At 62.2% G+C, this 22,368-nt stretch carries 19 protein-coding genes; 7 read left to right on the top strand and 12 right to left on the bottom strand.

Going from position 1 to position 22,368, the window contains the following annotated elements; genetic code table 11:
• Positions 1-112 precede the first annotated feature (112 nt).
• The 4 genes from EFB14_RS17225 to EFB14_RS17240 form a co-directional block, all read right to left on the bottom strand.
• Positions 113-3,259 (bottom strand): efflux RND transporter permease subunit, encoded by a 3,147-nt coding sequence (locus EFB14_RS17225; RefSeq protein WP_126827369.1) that lies wholly within the window; start codon positions 3,257-3,259, stop codon positions 113-115.
• 25 nt (positions 3,260-3,284) lie between these two features.
• Positions 3,285-4,424: an efflux RND transporter periplasmic adaptor subunit gene (locus EFB14_RS17230; protein WP_126827371.1), complete on the bottom strand. Its 1,140-nt coding sequence runs from the start codon at positions 4,422-4,424 to the stop codon at positions 3,285-3,287.
• 50 nt (positions 4,425-4,474) lie between these two features.
• Positions 4,475-5,083, bottom strand: a complete 609-nt coding sequence (locus EFB14_RS17235; protein WP_125850121.1) for a TetR/AcrR family transcriptional regulator — start codon at positions 5,081-5,083, stop codon at positions 4,475-4,477.
• A gap of 223 nt (positions 5,084-5,306) precedes the next feature.
• Positions 5,307-5,738, bottom strand: a complete 432-nt coding sequence (locus EFB14_RS17240) for an OsmC family protein (protein ID WP_126827373.1) — start codon at positions 5,736-5,738, stop codon at positions 5,307-5,309.
• Positions 5,739-6,081: 343 nt separating this feature from the next.
• On the opposite strand from EFB14_RS17240, the gene EFB14_RS17245 reads away from it, so the two are divergent.
• Complete coding sequence (locus EFB14_RS17245; protein WP_126827375.1) at positions 6,082-6,477, top strand: DoxX family protein; 396 nt, start codon at positions 6,082-6,084, stop codon at positions 6,475-6,477.
• A gap of 36 nt (positions 6,478-6,513) precedes the next feature.
• On the opposite strand, the gene EFB14_RS17250 is transcribed toward EFB14_RS17245, so the two are convergent.
• Positions 6,514-7,731, bottom strand: coding sequence for an adenylate/guanylate cyclase domain-containing protein (locus EFB14_RS17250; RefSeq protein ID WP_126827377.1), 1,218 nt, complete (start codon positions 7,729-7,731; stop codon positions 6,514-6,516).
• A gap of 62 nt (positions 7,732-7,793) precedes the next feature.
• The gene (locus tag EFB14_RS17255; RefSeq protein WP_126827379.1) at positions 7,794-8,819 is read right to left on the bottom strand and encodes a LacI family DNA-binding transcriptional regulator; all 1,026 of its coding nucleotides are present in this window, start codon (positions 8,817-8,819) and stop codon (positions 7,794-7,796) included.
• Positions 8,820-8,914: 95 nt separating this feature from the next.
• Here EFB14_RS17255 and EFB14_RS17260 point away from each other — a divergent pair, with 95 nt between their 5' ends.
• The 3 genes from EFB14_RS17260 (at position 8,915) to EFB14_RS17270 (ending at position 12,005) form a co-directional block, all read left to right on the top strand.
• On the top strand, positions 8,915-10,102 hold the full coding sequence (locus EFB14_RS17260) for a phytanoyl-CoA dioxygenase family protein (protein WP_126827381.1): 1,188 nt from the start codon (positions 8,915-8,917) through the stop codon (positions 10,100-10,102).
• 75 nt (positions 10,103-10,177) lie between these two features.
• Positions 10,178-10,999 (top strand): SDR family oxidoreductase, encoded by an 822-nt coding sequence (locus tag EFB14_RS17265; RefSeq protein ID WP_126827383.1) that lies wholly within the window; start codon positions 10,178-10,180, stop codon positions 10,997-10,999.
• 94 nt (positions 11,000-11,093) lie between these two features.
• Positions 11,094-12,005 (top strand): SMP-30/gluconolactonase/LRE family protein, encoded by a 912-nt coding sequence (locus tag EFB14_RS17270; RefSeq protein WP_126827385.1) that lies wholly within the window; start codon positions 11,094-11,096, stop codon positions 12,003-12,005.
• A gap of 1 nt (position 12,006) precedes the next feature.
• Here the strand turns inward: EFB14_RS17270 and EFB14_RS17275 are convergent, their stop codons facing one another.
• From EFB14_RS17275 to EFB14_RS17295, 5 genes are all read right to left on the bottom strand, one after another.
• Positions 12,007-12,756 (bottom strand): ThuA domain-containing protein, encoded by a 750-nt coding sequence (locus EFB14_RS17275; RefSeq protein ID WP_126827387.1) that lies wholly within the window; start codon positions 12,754-12,756, stop codon positions 12,007-12,009.
• Positions 12,757-12,790: 34 nt separating this feature from the next.
• The gene (locus EFB14_RS17280; protein ID WP_126827390.1) at positions 12,791-13,873 is read right to left on the bottom strand and encodes an ABC transporter ATP-binding protein; all 1,083 of its coding nucleotides are present in this window, start codon (positions 13,871-13,873) and stop codon (positions 12,791-12,793) included.
• Positions 13,874-13,892: 19 nt separating this feature from the next.
• Positions 13,893-14,804 carry a carbohydrate ABC transporter permease gene (locus EFB14_RS17285; protein WP_126827392.1) on the bottom strand — a complete coding sequence of 304 codons (912 nt, stop codon included), beginning with the start codon at positions 14,802-14,804 and terminating at the stop codon, positions 13,893-13,895.
• 1 nt (position 14,805) lies between these two features.
• Entirely contained in the window at positions 14,806-15,693 is an 888-nt protein-coding gene (locus EFB14_RS17290) for a carbohydrate ABC transporter permease (protein ID WP_126827394.1), read from the bottom strand.
• Between the two features lie 106 nt (positions 15,694-15,799).
• Positions 15,800-17,092, bottom strand: a complete 1,293-nt coding sequence (locus EFB14_RS17295) for an ABC transporter substrate-binding protein (protein ID WP_126827396.1) — start codon at positions 17,090-17,092, stop codon at positions 15,800-15,802.
• Between the two features lie 201 nt (positions 17,093-17,293).
• On the opposite strand from EFB14_RS17295, the gene EFB14_RS17300 reads away from it, so the two are divergent.
• The 3 genes from EFB14_RS17300 to EFB14_RS17310 all read left to right on the top strand — a co-directional run bounded on the left by EFB14_RS17300 (position 17,294) and on the right by EFB14_RS17310 (position 21,655).
• A complete protein-coding gene (locus EFB14_RS17300; RefSeq protein ID WP_126827398.1) occupies positions 17,294-18,298 on the top strand; it encodes a Gfo/Idh/MocA family protein in 1,005 nt (334 codons plus the stop codon).
• Between the two features lie 12 nt (positions 18,299-18,310).
• Positions 18,311-19,309 carry a LacI family DNA-binding transcriptional regulator gene (locus EFB14_RS17305; RefSeq protein WP_126827400.1) on the top strand — a complete coding sequence of 333 codons (999 nt, stop codon included), beginning with the start codon at positions 18,311-18,313 and terminating at the stop codon, positions 19,307-19,309.
• Between the two features lie 102 nt (positions 19,310-19,411).
• Positions 19,412-21,655 (top strand): glycoside hydrolase family 2 protein, encoded by a 2,244-nt coding sequence (locus EFB14_RS17310; RefSeq protein ID WP_126827402.1) that lies wholly within the window; start codon positions 19,412-19,414, stop codon positions 21,653-21,655.
• A gap of 92 nt (positions 21,656-21,747) precedes the next feature.
• Here EFB14_RS17310 and EFB14_RS17315 read toward each other — a convergent pair.
• On the bottom strand, positions 21,748-22,368 hold a 621-nt coding region (locus EFB14_RS17315), incomplete at its 5' end, for an ABC transporter ATP-binding protein (RefSeq protein WP_425375427.1).

Genomic DNA, 22,368 nt, shown 5'->3' on the forward strand with positions numbered 1-22,368 from the left:
CCCGGCATGCTTTCGCAGCTTAGCTTTTTCGAAGTGGCAATGGAATCAGCAGCGACACGCTTTGACGGGAAGGGCCTACAGGGAAAACGGCGCGGCTTTCGCCGCGCCGCTCTCACTCGGCTGCCAACGCCGGCGGATGTCTGTCATCCGCCTCTTCCTGGATGGCGTCGGCATCCACGCCTGGCTCGTCCTTTGCCTTCGGCTCCCGGCCGAAGAAAAGGGCGTAGCCGGCGGGCAGAACCAGAATGGTGAGCACAGTCGCAACCAGAATGCCGCCCATCATCGCGTAGGCGAGCGGACCCCAGAAGACGCCGCGCGAGATCGGGATCAGCGCCAGCACGGCGGTCAGCGCCGTCAGCATGATCGGCCGGAAACGCCGCACAGCCGCGCCGACGATCGCCTCCTGCCGGTGCATGCCCGCCTTGATATCCTGGTCGATCTGATCGACCAGGATGATCGAGTTGCGCATGATGATGCCGAGCAGCGCGATGACACCGAGGATCGCGACGAAGCCGAAGGGCGCGCCGCTGATCAGCAATGCGGCCGCCGCACCGATGATACCAAGCGGCCCCGTGGCGAGCACCAGCATTGCCTTGCCGAAGTGCTGCAACTGCACCATCAGCAACACGACGATAACCGCGAGCATGATCGGGGCCTTGGCGGCGATCGACATCTGGCTTTCCGCCGCATCCTCGGCGCCGCCCTGGATCTCGACCTTGTAGCCGGCAGGCAGGCTGTCGCGCAGGTCCTTCATATCGGCGTACATCTTCATGACCACGTCGTTCGGCTGCACACCGTCCGGCAGTGTCGCGCGCACGGTGATCGTCGGCAGCCTGTTACGCCGCCATTCGATGCCCTGTTCCATGGCCGGCACAACCTTGGCAACCTGCGAGACCGGAACGAAGCCGCCGTAATCCGTCGGCACATATACGGAGTTGACCGCCGACAGCAGCGAGCGGTTGGCATCCGGCTCGCGGGCGACGATCGAAACCGTCTCCTCGCCGTCACGGAAATCGTCGAGCGGCGCGCCGGACATGGCGGTCTGCAGCATCTGGCGCACGCGCTGCGAGGTGACGCCAAGCGCCCGGGCGCGGTCCTGGTCGATCACCAGCTTCATTGCCGGCACCTGTTCCAGCCAGTCGTCATGGATGGCGCCGAGCATCGGATTGGCCTCGAAGCGCGCCTTCACCTGATCGGCGACTTGACGCACTTCCTGGCGGTCGGGCCCCATGACGCGCATCTGCACCGGCCAGCCTGTGGGCGGGCCGAGGAAGAGGCGGTCGACCTTGCCGCGGATCGAGGGGAAATCTTCCGCGAGAACCGTGCGCAGCTTGACGATCAGGCGTTCACGCGCCGGTTCGTCCTTGGCCATGACGAGAAGCTGGGCGAAATTCGGATTGCGCAACTGCTGATCGAGCGGCAGGAAGAAGCGCGGTGCGCCCTCGCCGATATAGGTGGCGATGAACTTCTTGTCGGGATCGTCCATCATCTTGGCTTCGAGCGCCTTTGCCTGCACTTCGACTTCCTTGATGCTGGTGCCCTCGGGCAGCCAGAGATCGACGAGAATTTCCGGCCGCGAGGATTGCGGGAAGAAATTCTGCGGAATGAACTGGAAGACCCAGAGGCTGGTGACGAAGGTGCCGAGCGTCAGCAGCAACACGATGACCCGGTGGCGAACCGCCCAGCCGACCGTGCCGCGCAGCCGGCGATAGAAGCCCGTGTCGAAGGCATCGTGATGCTCCCCGGCATGGTGACGCTGCTTGAGGATCATATAACCGAGCCACGGCGTGAAATAGACCGCGACGAACCACGAAGTCACAAGCGCGATGCCGACGACGTAGAACAGCGATCGGACGTATTCGCCGGCTGTCGATGCCGCAAAGCCGACGGGAATGAAGCCGGCCGTGGTGATCAGCGTGCCGGTCAGCATCGGGAAGGCGGTCGAGGAATAGGCGAAGCTCGCCGCATCGATCTTGACGAGCCCCTCCTCCAGCTTTCGCTCCATCATCTCGACGACGATCATCGCATCGTCGACGAGCAGGCCGAGCGCGATGATGAGCGCGCCGAGCGAAATGCGCTGCAAGTCGATGCCGAGTTCGTACATCAGGGCGAAGGTGGCGGCGAGCACCAGCGGAATGGCGATGGCGATGACGAGACCCGAGCGCCAGCCGATCGACACAAACGAGACGATCAGCACGATGATCAGGGCTTCGCCGAGCGCGTGCATGAATTCGCTGACTGCATCCGTCACGACATCGGGCTGGTTGGCGATCTGGTTGACGGCGACGCCATAGGGCAGCGACTCTTCGAAGCGCTGATAGGTCGCCTCCACGCCCTTGCCGACATCGATCACGTTGAAGCCCTTGGCCATCACGACGCCGACCTGGACGCTTTCGTGTCCGTTGAAACGGTACTTGCGCTGATAGGGATCTTCGAGCCCGGAACTCACGGTGGCGATATCGCCAAGACGGGTCACCTGGCCGCCGGCGCGAAGGCGCAGTTCGCGGATATCAGCGGCCTTCTTCACATCGCCTTCGACGGAGATGCGCACCGAGCGCAGACCGGTATCGACCGAGCCTGCCGGATCGACATTGTTCTGGCCCTTGATGGCGTTCTGCAGGTCGAGGATCGTCAGGCCGCGCTCGGCGAGCGCCTTGGAGGAGACGTCGATATAGATCTTCTCAGGCTGGTCGCCGATGATTACGGCCTTCTCGACACCAGGCGTCGTCAGCAGCATGTCGCGCGCCTGGATCGCGAATTTCTTCAGCTCGGGATAGGAATAGCCATCGCCGCTGATCGAATGCAGCGTGATGAAGGTATCGCCGAACTCGTCGTTGAAATAGGGACCGAGCAGGCCCTTCGGCAGCTCATTGGAGATGTCGCCGACCTTCTTGCGCACCTGATAGAAGGCGTCCGCCACCTGTTGCGAGTTCGTGTCGCCCTTGACTTGCAGCGTGATGATCGCGCTGCCCGCCCGCGTATAGGACTTGACCCAGTCGATATGCGGCGTTTCCTGCAGCTTGCGTTCGATCTTGTTGACGACCTGATCTTCCATTTCCTGGATGGAAGCGCCCGGCCAGATCGCCTGAACAACCATGACGCGGAAGGTGAATTCGGGGTCTTCGCGCTGGCCCATGCGCATCAGGCCGAGCACGCCGGTGATGATGATCAGCCCGAAGAGGAAGCGGGCGATGCTCGGATGCCCGATTGCCCAGCGCGACAGATTGAAGGGCCGCTTTTCAGTGGTGGAGGCGTCCATGGTCCTGTTCCCTTTTATCGCGCGATCAGCGGACGGTCTGGTCCGTATCGACAAGAGCCGACTGCTGGTTCGGCACCTTCACCTTCAGGTTCTCGCTCATGAACTGCGTGCCGGCCGAAACCACGAGGTCGCCGGTGTCGAGACCCTCGGTCACATGCACGCCGTCGCCGGTGAAATCGGCGACCTTGATGTCGCGGCCATGCACGGTCGCCGTGTCGCGGTCGACGGTCCAGACCATCTGCTTGCCGTCCTTGTCGGCGAGCGCGCTGAGCGGGATCGAGACATAGCTGTTGCCGTTGCTGACGTCGGCCTCGATCGTCGCGGTCATGCCGAGCAAGATGCGCGGATCGTTCGGCAGGCTTACCCGAACCGCAAAAGTGCGCGACTGCTGGTCGGCGCTGCCGGAAACCTCGCGCACCTTGCCGTCAAGCGCCAGCTTATCGTCGGCCCAGAAGCTTGCCTTGACCGTTTTGCCGGGTTTGAATTCGGCAATATCGTTTTCCGGAACCGCGATCTGCACTTCCTTCTCGCCGTCGACAGCGACGGTGACGACGGCAGCGCCGGCGCCAACGACCTGGCCGGTATCGGCATTGATCGCGGTCACGATGCCGTTCTGACCGGCCTTGAGCTCGGTGTAGCTCACCTGGTTCTTCGCCTGGTCGAGTGCGGAGAGCGCGGCATCGCGCTGCGAGATCGCCTGGTCATGGCTGAGCGAGGCCTGCTCGACCTGCGACTTCGGCGCGACGCTCTTGTCGAAAAGCTGTTCGGCGCGTCTGTTGGCGAGATCGGCGGTTTCGACGCCCCTTTCCGCCGAGGCGAGATTGGCGTCCGCCGTCTTGACCGCCAACTGATAATCCGTGGCGTCGACCCGGGCGAGAACATCGCCAGGCGTCACCCGGTCGCCGATATCGACGAGGCGCTCGGTGATCTTGCCGGCGACGCGGAAGCCGAGGTTCATCTCCGTGCGCGCCTTGACCGAACCGGAATAATCGAGCTTGCGCGTGTCACCGGCCTTGGCGATCTCGACGACCTTCACGGGCCGTATGACTTGCTTGACCTCAGCTTTCTCTTCCGAACAGGCGGAAAGGCCGATGCCGACAGCGCCGACGAGCACGAGAGCGGCGACGGACGGCATGCGATGGCTGAGGGTCTTGAGCGAAAACATCTTCCGCACTCCTGGATCGTTTCGGGGGTCGCGACGGCGACTGCCGTCCATTATTTTTTCAGGGCTCTGATCACATAGTCGATCAGTTCGTCGACGCTTGCGCGGTTGGTTTTGGCAAGACATTGCGCCACCATCTGCGGGTGGCAGAGATTGATTGTCGCCGCGCCGAAGCAGCGTGAGGCAACGACCGGGTCCTGCTCGGCGAACTCGCCGGCGGCAATGCCTTCGGCGATGATTTCGGCGATCAGATCGTGGACGCGGTCGATATGTTTTTCGATGACGTGCCAGTCGCGCTCGATCGCGACGATGATCATCTCATGCACCTTCATCTCGTCGAGCATCAGATCCAGCGTCAACTGATGCTGGGTCTCGACATAGCGACGCAGCCGCTCGCTGGCGCTGACCGGCTGGTGGCGGATGTCGTAGGCGATTTGATAAGCGGTGGCGAGCATGCGCCCGCAGAGTGCCTGGTGAATTTCCACCTTGGAGGCGAAGAAGCGATAGATGTTGGCTGGCGACATGCCGAGATCGCGGGCGATGTCGGCCACCGTCGTCTTGCTGTAGCCGTAGTGACGGAACAGCCGCTCGGCCGCATCGAGAATGCGCGTGACATTCTCCTGCCGCGTGATGTCGAGCGTATTTTCCGTGATGTCGTCCATAGTTTCGATACCTCGAATTACGACTGACGATTTTTGAATTTCGTCAGTCGTAAAATATCAGGCATCATTTGTCAAGCTGCGGCAGCGCGACGCAGGCACGCCTGATCAATGCGCCGGCGGCTGCAGGCGCATTGATCAGGCGAATTTTCCGGAAAAATCGTCGAGCCGCTTAAAAAGTGCCGCGACGCGGAAGCGCGCGGCACCCCTGCGCGGATAGCGGAAATCAGGCGAGCTTGACGTCGAGCGTGATCGGGACGGCTGCGAGCGCCTTGGAAATCGGGCAGCCGGCTTTAGCCTTATTGGCGAGTTCGGTGAAGGTAGCCTCGTCGGCGCCTGGGATGCGGCCGGAGAGTGAGAGATGGATAGCGGTGATGGCAAAGCCGCCCTCGACGCTTTCGAGCGTCACCTTGGCGGAGGTTTCCATGTGCTCGGCGGTAAAACCGGCTTCGCCGAGGATCAGCGAGAGCGCCATGGTGAAGCAGCCGGCATGGGCTGCGCCGATCAGTTCTTCCGGATTGGTGCCGGGAACGCCTTCGAAGCGGCTTGCAAAACCATAGGGATAATCCTTCAGGGCGCCGCTCTGCGTCGAGATCAGGCCTTTACCGTCCTTGAGGCCACCGGTCCAATGAGCCGAAGCCGTACGATTGATCTGCATTCCGTCCTCCTGTTTTCGATTTGAGCTTTCGAGGGACGGCGGAATGCCGCCCCATCCGGAAGAGGACTTCGAGGTCCCCACCGGCAATATAACGCTCTATCGGGCGAAGACGACATCTTCATAACCTAAATCATCATACCAGCAGATGGCTCTCGTCAGGGGCCGGGCCTGGGCGTCGAGCGCCAAGGAGGCCGCCGCTGGCGCAACCCGATCTGCCGCCATGCCGACAGCAGCTCCGCCGAGTGGTGAGAGCGGAGGGTCGCGCAGGCGACCTTTTTCATTCGCCGTGTAGGATATCGAATATTTCATCCGTCATAATGGAAGCTCAAAAAGGAGGTTTCACATGGCCAGAGCAATCGCAGTCATCATCGCCCGCATCATCTTCAGCTTCGTCTTCTTCATGGCCGCCGGCTTCAAGTTCGCCGATATCGGCGCGACCGCGGCCTATATCGCCGCTGCCGGTTTCCCCATGGCGACATTTCTCAGCTGGGTCGCAGCCTTCTTCGAGATCGCCCTCGCACTCGCGTTCATATCAGGGGCCTTCTTCACCGAGGCGAGCCTCTTGGCAGGCATCTATGTGATCTTCCTCGCCTTCTCCTTCCACGGCCCATCCCATTGGCAGCAGAACCAAGCCGAGTTCGGCTTCTTCATCGATCACTTCACCTTCCTTGCCGGTCTGCTCTTTGCCGCCGTCCATGGGCCGGAAAAATGGGCGCTGCGGCACAGCCTTATCAAATAGTCGGTCGGCCCTGCTGCGATAGTGCAATTCCCGGGATCAGTTGTTCAGCCGCGCGCTGTCGAGCGTATAAAGCTCCCGCGCGCGCTGCACGCCACGCAACGCATAGCGCCCGACGCAAGCGAGCGATGGGCGCTGTTCCTCCGGTATCGCAGCCGCAAAATCGGAGGAGATCAACAGGTTGAGATCGACCGAACGGCACATCGAGGCAATGCGGCTGACCTCATTGACGGCAGGGCCGATAACCGTGAAATCAAGCCGGTCCTGGCTGCCGATATTGCCGTAGAACACGTCGCCGATATGCAGGCCGATATAGACATCGGTGGTTGGCCGGCCATCGGCCTCACGTGCGGCGTTCAATACGCGGAGCTTTTCCCGTAGAAGCGCTTCGGCCTTGAGCGCTGCGCGGCAAGTCTCCGCCGGCACCTCGCCCTTGAAGATGGCGAGCACGCCATCGCCGATCAGCTTCAGCACGTTGCCGCCCGCCTGATGGACCGCAGAGATCGCCACCTCGCTGTAATCGTTAAGCAGCGGGATGATTTCCTCCGGAGGCACGCGATCGGAAATCTTGGTGTAGTTCAAGAGATCGGAAAACCAGAGTGCCGCCGAAATCCGCTCCGATTTGCCTCGGCTGATCTTGCCTTCCATCACCTGGCGGGCCGCATCCTCTCCCAAATAGACTTCCGCGATGGTGCGGGCGATGCGTCCGAGCGCGATGCACTTGATCGCCAGCCCCAGTACCGGCACCAGCTTGCGCAGGATGGCGAGGTGATGATCGGAGAAACCCTCGGGATGCTTCGTAGAGAAATGCGAAAAGAAGCAATCCATCTCGCCGATCGTGCCGGCTTCGGCGAAACGATGCATCATCGCCACGAAATCCGTGTGGCCGGCCGCAGCGATCGTATCGAGCAGGCTAAAATCGATCGGATCGCCGAACCCGATACGGCGACGCACTTCTTTCTCGTTGCCTGACCAGAGATAATAGAAGGCTGAACGCTGCCAGTTCGCAGCCGCCTCTCCCGCACTCGACGGACCATATTCGAATTCCGTCTCGACCATCTCCTCGCTGTCCCAGCGGAAGGCCCGGCCTTCATGCACGGGATGCAGCGTATCCATCAGCGCCAGACCGCGATCGAGCGGCAGCCCGGCCTTCCGGCAAGCCGTACAGAAACCGGTCATCAGCTCGACTTCCGAAGCACCCTTCAGGCCCTGCTCCGTGACCCAGGCTGCGATAGTGCTGACGTCACTGTAATCCATCTCGCTCACCTCATTCACGCCAGCTGTAGCCCGAATTCGCCATGGAAGGAAAGCCGATTGGCTCAATCGCCCGCGGGCATATTGTAGGGCGTAACGATTTCAACGGAAGAGAGCGAGTTCGAAACCGCTCGCCCCGATGCCGCAGTCCGGCTCATGATCGCCCGGAAGGCGGAACGCGCATCAGTTCTGAGATCGTGATGCAGCACGAAGCCGATCCGGCGCGCAGCAAGCAGGGCGCGATTGTCCGCATCCAGATCATGAGCGACGAAGACACGGACCGGACGCTTGGCCGCCTCGAAGACCGCCAGTACCGCCCGGTTGCCGCCACCGATCGAATAGACGGCGTTGATGGCGGGATCGGCCGCAAGCGCTGCCGCCGCGAGCGTCCCCGTCGCGGCATCGGTGCCGTGCCCCTCGCTGATTTCGGTGATGCCGATTTCGGGATAGTGCGCGCGAATGATCCGGCGGAAGCCGATTTCGCGCTCCTCCTCGCCGCGGAACCGGCCGCTCGACAGCGTTACCAGCACCTTGCCGCCATGACCGCCGAGGAATTCGCCGATCAGATAGGCGGCGGTCTCTCCCGCCGCCCGGTTGTCGGCGCCGGCATAGGCGATGCGCGCCGAATTCGGCAGGTCTGTCACCAGCGTCACCACGGGAATGCCGGCCACATCGGCCCGCGCAACCGCAGCCGCCACGTCGGCGACGTCAGGCGCCTTCAGCACGATGCCGTGGGTGCCACGCAGCCGGATGCGGTCGAGAAGCTGAACCAGCTCAGCCGGCTTCATCACCTCGGCGAAATGGAACCGGCAGCGGAAGACACCGGGAAGGAAGGCCGCCATCTCCGCCTCGAAAGCGGCTCGCACCGCGTCACTGAACCGCTGTGGCGTCTCCATGACGATATCGATCGCCAATATGCGCCCGCTGCCCATCGCACCGGCCTGCTGCTTCTCCAGTTCTGCGATCGCCGCCTTCACGCGCATCTCGGTCTGCCGCCGCACACCTGGCCTGCCATTCAGCACCCTGTCGACGGTCGCTGTACTGAGCCCGGCCTGAAAGGCGATGTCCTTGACGAGAAAGAGATGTGCCATGGCCTCGGCTTGATGGTTTTTTGATGGGTTTCTGATCTATATCACCTGGCGTCGCGGCGTATAGTGCCTTCATCGGAAAGAGGGAGGAGCCCGCTATGAAAACCGACAACCGGCAGAAACTGCGCGCCGACCGCGTCTGGCTAAGCGAAGAGGCCTGCGATCTCGACGATTTCCGCAGCCTTGCGGAAAAGACGACCGAGCTTGCCGATTACCCCTCGGCGTCGGCGGTCGAACAAAACGTGCTGATCTATGACAGCCGCAAGGTGATGGCCGCAGCCGCAACGCCGGAAGGCAGGCGAGCCGTGCTCGCCGAGATTTGCGAGGCCTTCGGCGAAGGCCCCGGTGTCGTCGTGTTCAAGCGCGCTTTCGAGGATACCAGCATCATTGACCGCGCGAGCGCCATCTTCGATGCAATCATCGAGGAACAGCGCCGCACCTCGACCGGTGGCGGCGATCACTTCGCCAAGCCTGGCGCCAACGACCGCATCTGGAACTCGCTGGAGAAACACTGCCTCGCCGATCCTGCAAATTTCGCCGAATATTACGGCAACGCCATCGTGGCGCTGGCAAGCGAAGCCTGGCTCGGCCCGAGCTACCAGATGACGGCGCAGGTGAACCGCGTCAATGCGGGTGGGGCGGCGCAGTCGGCCCATCGCGATTACCATCTCGGCTTCCAATCTTCTGAGGTGATCGAGCAGTTTCCGGCGCATGTGCACCGGCTTTCGCCGGTCCTGACGCTGCAGGGCGCGGTCGCTCATTGCGACATGCCTCTCGAAAGCGGGCCGACGCTCTTCCTGCCGCACAGCCAGACCTATGTGCCAGGTTATCTCGCGCTGAGGCGGCAGGAGTTCAGGGATTATTTCGAGGCCAACCATATCCAGCTTCCGCTCGAAAAAGGCGACGTCGTCTTCTTCAATCCCGCGCTCTTCCATGCCGCCGGCACCAACCGCTCGGCCGACATCAAGCGTGTCGCCAACCTCCTGCAGGTCTCCTCCGCCTTCGGCCGGGCTATGGAAACCGTCAACCGCGAACGGATGAGCGCCAAGCTCTTTCCTGCCTTGAAGGCGCTGCAGGACAGCCTCTCGCCCGATGAAATCGCCAACGCCGTCGCCGCCTGCGCCGAGGGATACTCCTTCCCGACCAATCTCGATCGCGACCCGCCGCTCGGCGGGCTAGCGCCGAAGACGCAGGCGCAGCTGATGCATGAGGCGTTGCGGGAGGGCTGGAGCGATGAAGCCTTTACGGCAGCGCTTGCGAAGCAGGCGCAGAAGAAGCTGAGCTAACTCTCATCGCGCCAACCTAAAAGCCTCCCGCATCCGCGGGAGGCCATTTGCACATCGTCACCAAGGAGGAACCACATGAGCACGGACCACGGCCGCCTTGACGGCAAGATCGCCATTGTCACAGGCGGCACGCAAGGGTTGGGAGCCACCATTGCCCGCCTCTTCGCCGAACGCGGTGCGGAGGGCATCGTCATCTGCGGCCGCAACGAAGCCAAGGGCAAGGCGAAGGCCGCGGAGATTTCGACCGCGACCGGTAGCAAGGTCATTTACGTCAAGGCCGATCTCGGCAAGGTCGAAGACGCGCAGAATGTCGTGCGCGCCTGCGACGCGGCCTTCGGCCGCGTCGACGCACTGGTCAATGCCGCCGCCATCACCGATCGCGGCACGATCCTCGACACAAGCCCGGAACTCTTCGACGCCATGTTCGCCGTCAATGTGCGTGCGCCGTTTTTCCTGATGCAGGAAGCGGTGAAGGTCATGCGCCGCGAAAAGATCGAGGGGACGATCGTTAATATCGGCTCGATGTCAGCCAAAGCAGGCCAGCCCTTCATCGCCGCCTATTGCACCTCCAAGGGCGCATTGGAAACGCTGACGAAGAACACCGCCTACGCGCTGTTGCGCAACCGCATACGCGTCAATGGCCTCAATATCGGCTGGATGGCGTCCGAAGGCGAGGATCGCATCCAGCGCGAATATCACGATGCACCCGCCGACTGGCTGGAGAAGGCGGCGGCAAGCCAACCCTTCGGCCGCCTCGTCGATCCGCATGAGGTGGCGCGCGCCTGCGCCTACCTGTCATCGGCCGAATCTGGCCTGATGACCGGCTCGGTCATCTGCTTTGACCAGTCGATCTGGGGCGCCTATGACGGCTCGCCGCATCCGGTCGCCGCCCTCTGAGAAACCGGAGCCCGGTATTTCCGTTGCCGGGCTCTGGCACCTCCCAGGATTTGCCGCTAGGAAAAGAGCGGTAGCATTCAGGGAGGAAGCTGGCGTGGCCGACAATCCGCTTTATGACATTCGCGACGAACGCTTCGGTGCAATGGTCATCGGCAGCGCAGCGCTCGAGGAGCTTTATTCCGGCTGCCGCTGGACGGAAGGCCCGGTCTGGTTTTCCGACCTGAACTGCCTGCTCTGGAGCGATATCCCGAATGAACGCATCATGCGCTGGACGCCGGATGGGACGGTCTCGGTCTTCCGCTCGCCCTCCAATTACGTCAACGGCAATACCCGTGACCGGCAGGGCCGGCTGGTTTCCTGCGAACATGGCGGCCGCCGCGTCACCCGCACTGAGACGGACGGCACCATCACCGTTCTGGCCGATAGCTACAAAGGCAAGCGGCTGAACTCGCCGAACGACGTCGTCGTGCATTCGGACGGCGGGGTCTGGTTCACCGACCCGACCTACGGCATCCTGTCTGATTACGAGGGCCACAAGGCCGAGCCCGAGCAGCCGACGCGCAACGTCTACCGCATCGACCCCGCAAGCGGCGCGATCGACGCAGTGGTCGAGGATTTCATCCAGCCGAACGGCCTTGCCTTCTCGCCCGATGAGACGAAGCTCTACATTGCCGATTCCGGCTCGGCCAAACACGAAGTGCCCTGCCACATCCGCGTCTTCGACGTCATTGACGGCCGGAGGCTCACGAATAGCCGTTATTTCTGCAGCCTCGACGTCGGCCACCCCGACGGCTTCCGTTTCGATGTGCAAGGCAACCTCTGGACGAGCTCCAGCGACGGCGTGCATTGCTTTTCGCCGGGGGGAGAGCTGCTCGGCAAGATAAGGATGTCGCAGACGGTGTCCAATCTCACCTTCGGCGGCCCCAAGAAGAACCGGCTCTTCATCACCGCGACGCGTTCGGTCTATTCGATTTATATCAAGACGACCGGCGCGCAGTATCCATAGATCAGACCTTCACCACCTCCGGCCTGCCGTGCAGCGGCTGGGCACGATGCCAGTTCTCCAGGATGCGGCCGTCGGTATGTTTCTGCTGTGCCCAGCGGATGCCGTTCGAGATCACCTTGTGCACTGTCTTGTCGTGATAGATCGGATAGGTCTCATGGCCGGGGCTGAAGAAGAAGATGCGCCCGCGCCCGCGCTGGAAGGTGCAGCCGCTGCGGAAGACCTCGCCACCGGAATACCAGGAGACGAAGACCAGCTCGTCCGGCTGCGGGATATCGAAGGGCTCGCCGTACATTTCCGAGGCATTGACCTCGAAATAGGGCGGCAGGCCTTCGGCGATCGGATGAGAGGGATTGACCACCCAGACGCGCTCCAAATCGCCATCCGGGCTCTCGCGCCAGGAAAGGTTGGCATTGGTGCCCATCAGCCGGCGGAAGAGCTTTGAATGGTGGCCGGAATGCAGCACCAGCAGTCCCATGCCCTTCAGCACGCGCTGCTGCACACGGTCGATCAGCCCGTCGCTGACCTCCTCATGCGCCATATGTCCCCACCAGAGCAGCACGTCGGTATCATCGAGCACGCTGTCCGGCAGGCCTTCGTCGGGATCATCCAGCGTGCCGCGCCGGATTTCGAAATCCGGATGGGCAATGCCGGCGGCGATCGCTCCGTCGATACGGTCCGGATAGATCTCCTGGACTTCCCTGTGGAGCTGCTCGTGGCGTCCCTCGTTCCAGATGGTGACCTTGATTGTCATGGCATTCCTCGATGTTTGGGCGATGTTGGGGGTGTCAGGCGGTTGCCGGACGGATCACCCGGCCGGCGGAATCGAGCAGATGGCAGGCGGCGGGATCGGCCGTCAGCGGCACGCGGTCGCCCGGCCGTACGGCGATATCGCCCTCGGCGCGCACGACGATCGGCTGCTGCGGCGAGCCGACGGTCATGTAGGTCTCGACGCCAAGGCGCTCAACGATGACCACCTCCGCGGTGAAATTGCCCTGCCCTTCCGGCGCGATCTTCAGATGCTCCGGCCGGATGCCGAGCTTGGCCTCGCCCTGCGGCACCGCGCCGCTGGCATCGGCAAGATCGAGCGAAAGCCCGATCGGGCTGGTAAGATGCAGTGTGCCCGCCGAGGCCCGCGTCGCGGTAACCGGTATGACGTTCATCTTCGGCGAGCCGATGAAGGTGGCGACGAATTCATTGTCCGGCTGATGGTAGAGCGACATCGGCGCGCCCTCCTGTGCCACAACGCCCTTGTTCAACACGACGATGCGGTCGGCCATCGTCATCGCCTCCACCTGGTCGTGGGTGACGTAGACGACGGTCGCCTTCAGCTCACGGTGCAGGCGCTGCAACTCGGCGCGCATCTGCACGCGCAGCGCTGAATCGAGGTTCGACAGCGGCTCGTCGAACAGGATCAGCGCCGGTTTCTTGATGATGGCGCGGCCGATCGCCACGCGCTGGCGCTGGCCGCCCGAAAGGGCGGCCGGGCGGCGGTCGAGGTAGTCGGTGAGCTGCAAAATCTCGGCAACGCCTTCCACCTGCCGGCGGGTCTCCGCCTCCGGCACCTTCTTCAGGCTGAGCGAGAAGCCGATATTTTCGGCAACGCTCATATGCGGATAGAGCGCATAGGACTGGAACACCATGGCGATGCCGCGCTTGTCCGGCGGCACATCGTTGATGCGCTTGCCGTTGAGGATGAGGTCACCCTCATCGATGCCTTCAAGGCCGGCGATCATGCGCAGCAGCGTGGACTTGCCGCAGCCGGACGGGCCGACGAAAACGGCGAATTCGCCATCCTCAACCGTAATGTCGACACCCTTGATGACCTCGAGCGCCCCGTAGAATTTGCGAACGTTTCGGAGATTGATCATCTGTTTCTCTTTCTTAGGCTCAGCCCTTCACGCCGCCCGAGAATGTCTGGACGAGGAAGCGCCGCGCAAAGCCGAAGGCGACGACGGCGGGCAGCAGGTAAATGAAGGCCAGCGCGGTCAGCAGGCCGTAATCGATCTCGTTGATGCGCAGGAAGGCGCGGAAGAGACCGAGCGGCAGCGTCTGCAGCTCCGGCGAGGACAGGAAGATCAGCGGCAAGAGGAAATCGCCCCAGGCCGACATGAAGGCGAACAGCCCAGCGGCGGCGAGCCCCGGCAGCGCCAGCGGAATCAGCACCCGGCGGATGCGCTGGATGAGCGTCGCCCCGTCCATCAGCGCTGCCTCTTCGTAATCCCTCGGCAGCCCATCGAAGAAGGTCTTCATGATCCAGAGCGCCAGGGGCAATTGCATCGTCGCAAGCACCAGGATCAGGCCGAGATAGCCGTCGATGAAGCCGGTCCAGCGCATGATGTCGCGGGTATAGCTGCCGAAGATCGGCCTCAGAACCGCCGCTTCGGCATTGTTCAGCGTCAGCAGGAATTTATAGAGCGGCACCACGAGCGCCGTCGGCGGCAGCACGCGGATGAGCAGGATCGCGTAGAGGAAGGGCAGCTTCCACCAGGCCCGCGTGCGCGACAGCGCATAACCGCCGAGCCCCGCAAGCACCATGACGAGCAGCGTGGCGCCGCCGACCACGAAGAGCGAGTTGAACAGCCACTTCGCACCGTCCTCCTTGGTGAAGACCCTGACATAGTTGGCGAAGGTCCATTCCTCCGGCCAATGCAGAAAAAGCTGCGCATTGCCGTCGAACGAGGCGAGCAGTACCCAGAAGAAAGGCACGGCACAGAAGATCGAGATCAGCGACAGCGTCGCATAGGCGATGAGGTCGGAGCGCACCTTGTTTGCGGTCTCGCTTGGGGAAACGACTGTCATCTCAGACCTCCACCTTCATCGCCCGGACATAGGCAATGCCCAATATCAGCGAGATGACGAGCGCGACGACAGCGACTGCAGCGCCATATCCGAGCTGGAACGCCGTGAAGGACTGGTTGTAGATATAGATGCTGACGACCTCCGTTGCCCCGCCCGGTCCGCCGCGCGTCAGCGCGTAGACGAGGCCGAAGACGGCGATGGTGGAGACGGCCGAGATCAGCATGTAGAGCAGGATCGTCGGCATCATCAGCGGCAGGGTGATGCGGCGGAACATCTGCGAGGGTGTCGCGCCGTCCATGCGCGCCGCCTCGTAGATCTCGGCCGGAATGGTGCTGAGGCCTGCCGTCAGCAGGATCATTGCAGTCGCGATGCCGCGCCAGGTATTGACGACGATGATCATCGACAACGGGAAGACCTGCAGCCAGTCGGCCGGCGTGACGCCGAAAAAACTAACGATGCGGCTGAGCGTGGCATTGTCGCCGCCTGCCAGCATCGAGATCCACATGAAACCGGCAACGACCTCAGGGGCGGCGTTCGGCAACAGGATGATCGACGAGAACACCCGCCGGAAGCGGATCGGCCGGCGTAGCGCGAGGGCAGAGACGAGGCCGAGCACGAACTGGCCGATGACAGCCGAACCGATGACGAAGACGAAGGTGACGAACAGCGCGTTCCAGAACTTCGCGTCGTTGAAGAGCCTGATATAGTTCCTGAAGCCGACGAAGCGGGGTCGAAGTGCGGCCGCCCCGGTCAGCGCCTCGTTGGTGAAGCTCAGATAGATGGAATAGATGGCCGGATAGATGACGAAGGCCAGAAGCAGCACCAGCGAAGGCAGCAGGATCAGGAGCCATTGCCGCTCGGCGCGCTTTTCATGAGAGTTTCGGGCCATGGAAGCTCACAACCTTGCCGAATGAAGCGGCTCATCAGATGAAAGCGGGAAGACGCGGGCGTTGATGCCGCGTCCCCCGTTCTGGTCTAGGGAAGAAAGCGAATGCTCACTTGACCTTGTCGTCGCCGAGCGTTTCCTTGACATAGTCGACAAGGATCTTCTGGGCGCCGGAGGCATCGGTTTCCTTACGCAGCAGCGCTTCTGTGGCCCGCGCGACACCTTCGGAGACCGTGCCGAAGCCGGAGGCCTGCTTCAGGAACACGCCGTTTTCAGCCGCAGCATGGATCGGAACCAGCTCCGTCAGCTTCTGGAAGTCGGCATTCTTTGCCGCATCCTTGCTGGCCGGAATGTTGCCGATGCGTGCGGCATAGGAAACCTGCGTTTCGATCGAGCCGATCTCCATCAGCGCCTTGATCGCGAGCTCCGTATTGGCCGACTTGGAATTGACCGCCCACGGTGCGGCGAGGTTGGCAAGCACGTACTGGCCGCTGTTCTGGCCTGGAACCGTCCAGGTGCCGACCACCTTCGTTACCTCAGGGATCGGGTTCTTGCTTTCACGGCCCCAGTCGAAAATGTAGCACCAGGAGCCACAGGTGGTCGCGGCGAGCTTGCCGGCCGGGAACATCTGGTACTTCGGCACGACCCAGGGCTCGGGCCCGAGCAACGGCTGCGTCGGCATCAGATCCTTGTCGATCAATTCCTTGTAGACATCGAAGACGTCCTTGATGCCCTCGCCATTGAGATCGAGCTTGCCGTCGGCATCGGCAAGCTGCGGCGTCTTGGAACCGACAAGCAGGTGCTGGAAGCCTTCGTCGAAGGCGCCGCTTCCCCAGGAGACGCCAGCCGGGAAGAGCAGGCCATAGGCGCCGGTCTTCTGCTTGATCTCTGCGGCGCGGTCGAGAAGTTCCCGCCAGGTCTTCGGCTGTTCGGTCGAGATGCCGGCCTTTTCGAGAACGTCCTTGCGATAGTAGATTTCCTGGATGCCAAGCATGAACGGCATCACATAGGTTTCGCCGTCGGGGCTGACGGCAAGTTCCTTGGCAACGTCATAAAGATTGGCGTAGCCGTCCCAGGCCTTGAACTCCTTGGTAACAGGCGCGAGGTAGCCGGCTTCCACCATGTCAGCAACGGCGGCCGTCGTCGGAATGGAGAACAGATCGGGTGCGTTGCCGGCGCCGAGCTCCGTCAGAAGCTTGGTCAGGCAATCCTTGTCGGGCGCCGGATATTCGATGACCTCGACGGTCACGCCATACTTCTTTTCGATCCGCTCGACGGTCGACTTCATAGCATCGATGCCCGCCTGACCGTGATTTGCAATTCGGATTGTTTCAGCCTGCGCCAGCGTCGAAACCGCGCTCAGCAGAATGGCGCACAGGCCACCAAGAACCGTCTTCTTCAATGGAAGTCCTCCCTTTTTAGAGATACGGCGCCCTCCAGCACCGGCCGCCAAAATGTACACGCATTCCAAATGCTGGCAAGACGGATTTTGAAAAGATTCGAAGCTGAAATTTAATGCATTGATATTACTTATTAATCTAGCACTTGTCTTCTTTATGCCGTTTGTGTAATCGTGTGCACACTTCGTTCAGGGAGGAATTTCATGCCTGAGAAATTGCGCCTCGGCGTCATCGGCGCGGGCTTGAAGGCAGCGGAATATGCCGCGAGCTGGGCCACGATGCCGGAGATCGAATTCGCAGCGCTGGCGGACACCACGGCGGCCTCGCGCCAGCGCCTGATTGACGTCTGCCTCGCCGCCGGCGCGCCGGAACCGACGAGCTTCGAGGACTATCGCCGGATGCTCGCCGAAATGAGGGGCGAACTCGATATCGTCTATATCTCCACCCCGCATGCCTTCCATGCCGAGCAGGCGACCGCCGTCGCCGAGGCAGGTCTCGATCTCTTCCTGGAAAAACCGATGGTGACGACGGTCACTGAGGCCGAGCGGCTGATCGCCGCGCAGAAGAAGAGCGGTGTCACCATCGTCACCGCCTTCCAGGGCGGCCTGTCGCCGCTGGTGCTCGATACGCGCAGGCGCGCACTTGCCGGCGAATTCGGCGAGCTAATCGCCATATCGGGCATGATCTGGGAAAGCTGGTCGTCCAACTACGACGGTCATTGGAAGCAGCAGCCTGAAATATCAGGCGGCGGTTTCATGTTCGATACCGGCGCCCATATGATGAACACCGTCTGCCTGCTCGCCAATTCCGATTTCGACAGCGTTTCGGCCTATATGGCCAATCACGGCAAAAAGGTCGATATATCGACCGCAGTCTCCGCCCGATTGAAGAACGGCGCGCTGGCGACGCTGACGGCCGCCGGCGAAGGCCCTCCCGGCTGCGCCTCCTACATTACCTTCTTCTATTCGAAGGCGATCGTGCGCATCGACGCCTGGGGCGGCTGGCGCGAGATCAGCGTCGGCCGCAACGCCGAGCCGCGCGAGGAAGCCGAGATTCTCGGCAATCCCATGAAAAATTTCCTCGCCATTCGCGCGGGAAAGATGGAAAACTCCGGCTCCGTTGAAATGGGCCTCAGATTCGCTAGGCTATGGGATGCAATCAAGGAATCGGCAGCGGCCGGCGGCGCCTCCGTCAGGATCGTCGCCTAGCAGGCGCTGAAAATGAGCGGAATGAACAAACGGCGGATCACTTCGAAGGAACTGGCCAAACTCGCCGGCGTCTCCTCCGCCACCATTTCCCGCGCCTTCTCGCCGGATTCGCGCATCGGCCGCGCGACGCGCGACCGTATCCTCGCCGTCGCCCGTGAATATGGCTACCAGCCGAATGCGATCGCCCGTTCGCTGAACAACCAGCGCTCCCGGCTCGTCGCCCTCGTCGTCAATGCGATCGGCAACCCCTGCGAGGCCGAGGAGCAGCAGCTTCTCGTCCACCGCTTGCAGGCGCGGCAGCTGCTCCCGATCATCCTCTGCTGCGCCGACCATTCCGACCGGCTGCAGCTGATGCGGCTTGCCTCCACCTATCAGGTTGATCACGTCGTCGTCTTCTCCGACATGGTATCGATGCAGGATGCCGTCGACATCTTCCACACGACGAAGCCGATCATCGTCTCCTTCGAGCCGCTCGAAAACGAAAACGTTTCCAGCATCCGCATCGACGGCTCCGAGGCTGCCGACGAGATCATCGAAAAGATCGTCCGCGACGGCAAGAAGCGCTTCGCCTACCTCTCGGGCACCAACTCCAGTTGGATCGACAAGCTGAGGCGTCGATGGTTCGCCGAGGCGCTCGCCAAACGTGGGCTCTCCTTCGAAGCGCAGGCCTTCGGCGATTATTCCTACGATTCCGGCTTCAAGGAAGCCGTGCTCCTGCTGCATCGCGACAAGGTCGACGCCATCATCTGCGGCAACGACGTCATGGCGATCGGCGCACGCGATGCGGCGCGCCGCGTGCTCGGCAAGAGCACGCCCGGCGATATCGCCATCGTCGGCCAGGACGGCATCGCCATGGCCGCCTGGGATTGCAATGACCTCACCACCCTGAGCCTCGACCACACCGCCTTCATCGATGCGGTCGTTGAATTGATCGAACGCCACGACGCCGAGATCGAAGGGCCGCACAGCATCACGCTCACCTGCACCCCCCGCTGGGGCTCGACCGCCTGACAGCTCGCATATCCATTGCATCAAGGAGAAAAATCATGACTCAGTTTTCACGCGCCGAGAGGCGCCGCACCGTTCTTGATGCAGCAACCGGGAGAGCCTGAAATGCGTTCCGTCCTTTCCTTCAACGAAGGTTGGAGTTTCCACGAAGGCTTCGGCCAGCGTCTGCTCGAAAGCTTTGACGCCGCCAAGTCGGTCAGCCTGCCGCACACCGCCGTCGAACTGCCCTTCAATTATTTCGACGAAACCAGCTACCAGCGCGCCTTCACCTATCAGAAAGTGCTGCGCTGGCTGCCGGAATTCGAGGGCCGCGAGATTTCGCTCGTCTTCGACGCGGCCATGGCCGACAGCGTCGTCTATCTGAACGGCGAGGAAATCATCGCGCATAAGGATGGTTACACGCCCTTCGAGGCCCGGCTCACCGGCAAGCTGGTGAGAGGCGAAAACCTCGTGACCGTCAAGATCGACGGCAGTGAAAATCCCGCGATTCCGCCCTTCGGCGGCCGCATCGATTATCTCACTTATGCCGGCATCTACCGCGACGTCTGGTTGAAGGTCACTGACCCGGTCTCGATCCGCAATCTCAAGATCGAAACCACAGACGTTCTTGGCCCGGAGAAATCGGCGACCGTCCGTGTCGATATCGCCAACCCCGAGGGTCGCAGCTTCTCGGCGACCGTCACCGCCACGCTGAAGCAGGCCGACGGCACTATTATCGCCACCGCCGCAACGGAAACGATCGGCGAACGCACCCGGCTTTCCTTCGGCGGCCTCATCGGCATCACGCTCTGGGATATCAGCAATCCGACACTCTATGAGGTCACCGTCGAACTCAGGACCGAGCATGGCTCCGACCGCCTCTCGACCCAGTTCGGCTTCCGCACCGCCGAATTCACGCCCGAAGGCTTCCTGCTCAACGGCAGACCGCTGAAGCTGCGCGGCCTCAATCGCCACCAGGCCTTCCCCTATGTCGGTTATGCCGCCGGCCGTTCCGCCCAGGAGCGCGACGCCGATATCATGAAGACGGTGCTGAAGTGCAACATCGTCCGCACCTCGCACTACCCGCAGTCGAAATGGTTCCTCGACCGCTGCGACGCGATCGGCCTTCTCGTCTTCGAGGAAATCCCCGGCTGGCAGCATATCGGCGATGCCGACTGGCAGAAGGAGTCGATCGAAAATGTCCGCCGCATGATCGAGCGCGACTGGAACCATCCCTCGATCATCATCTGGGGCGTCCGCATCAACGAGTCGCAGGATAGTCACGACTTTTACGTCGAGACCAACCGGCTCGCCCGCGAACTCGACAGCACCCGCCAGACCGGCGGCGTGCGTTATCTCACCGAGAGCGAGCTGCTCGAAGACGTCTACACGATGAACGACTTCATCCTCGGCAACGAGGAACTGCCGGGCGCCAATCGCCCGCGCACCGCGCTCCGCGGTCAGCAGGAAAATACCGGCTTGTCTCAAAAGGTGCCGTACCTCATCACCGAGTTCAACGGCCATATGCACCCAACGAAGATCTACGATCAGGAACAGCGCCAGGCCGAGCATGTGCGCCGTCACCTTGATGTGCTGAATGCTGCCTATGGCGACCCTGACATTTCGGGCGCGATCGGCTGGTGCATGTTCGATTACAACACCCACAAGGATTTCGGCTCCGGCGACCGCATCTGCTATCACGGCGTCATGGATATGTTCCGCGAGCCGAAATTCGCGGCCTATGCCTATATCAGCCAGTGCGATCCTTCCGATGAGATCGTCATGAAGCCGGTCACCTTCTGGGCGCGCGGCGAGCGCAATATCGGCGGCGTGCTGCCGCTGATCATCCTGACCAATTGCGACGAGGTGGAGCTGCAATATGGCGCGCTCAGCAAGCGCGTCGGCCCCGACCGCGAGAACTATCCGCATCTGCCGCACCCGCCCATCGTGCTCGATCATCGGCATTTCACGCAGGATGAACTCGGCACCTGGGGTCTCGAATGGATCGACGGCACCTTCACCGGCTATATCGGCGGCAATCCGGTGGCCAGCCTGACGCTGGCGGCCGATCCCTTGCCGACGAGACTGGAAATCGTTGCCGACAGCCAGACGCTGAAGGCCCGCGAACGCGACAGCACGCGCGTCATCATCCGCGCCCTCGACCAATGCGGCCAGCGCCTGCCTTTCATGAACGACGTCATTTCGCTGAAGGTGCACGGCCCGGCAAAAATCGTCGGCCCGACCAATGTGCCGCTGCAGGGCGGCACCGCTGGCTTCTGGCTGGAGGCGACGGGGCTGATCGGCGAGATTACCGCCGAAGCGGTCTCCTCGCGTTTCGCGCCGGTGACGCTTACCGTGACGGCCGCCTAGCGCAGAACCCCGGAAATCGATTTTCGGAAAGGATTATGCGCGGGCTCAAAGTGTTCGCGCGTTTTTTAGGACGCGCGGCGCTCTGATGGCCCTCACGTTATTCGTGCCTGGGTTTGGGGATCGAAGAAGACGGCCTTGTCGAGATTGAAGGCGAGGCGTGTGTTTTGTCCTGGGGCGATGCCGGCATCGGCGCGCAGGCGGGCGATGACGGACTTGCCGCCGAGTTTGGTGACGGCGAAGGTGTCGGAGCCGGCCGGTTCGACGACCTCGATCAGGCAGTCGCCTTCGGTCAGCGAGCGCGCCTTGCGGTCGGCGCCATCGGGATCGGTCAGCGCTTCGGGGCGGATGCCGAAGATCACCTGTTTGCCGGCATAGGAGGACAGGCCGTTGCCGGCTGATATGACGGGCAGTCTCAGCGGTCCGCCGTGCGGCCGTTCGAGCGAGACCTCCAGCCCACCCCCGCCGTTCTCGACGGTGGCGTTGAGCAGGTTCATCGCCGGCGATCCCATGAAGTCGGCGACGAAGATATTGGCGGGATTGTTGTAGATCTCGGCCGGCGTGCCGAACTGCTGCAGCACGCCATCCTTCAGCACGGCGATCTTGGTCGCCAGCGTCATCGCCTCGATCTGGTCGTGGGTGACGTAGACGATCGTCGTGCCCATGCGCTGGTGCAGCCGCTTGATCTCGGTGCGCATGTCGACGCGCAGCTTGGC

This window comes from Rhizobium fabae (assembly GCF_003985135.1).
GTDB classification, from domain to species: Bacteria; Pseudomonadota; Alphaproteobacteria; order Rhizobiales; family Rhizobiaceae; genus Rhizobium; species Rhizobium pisi.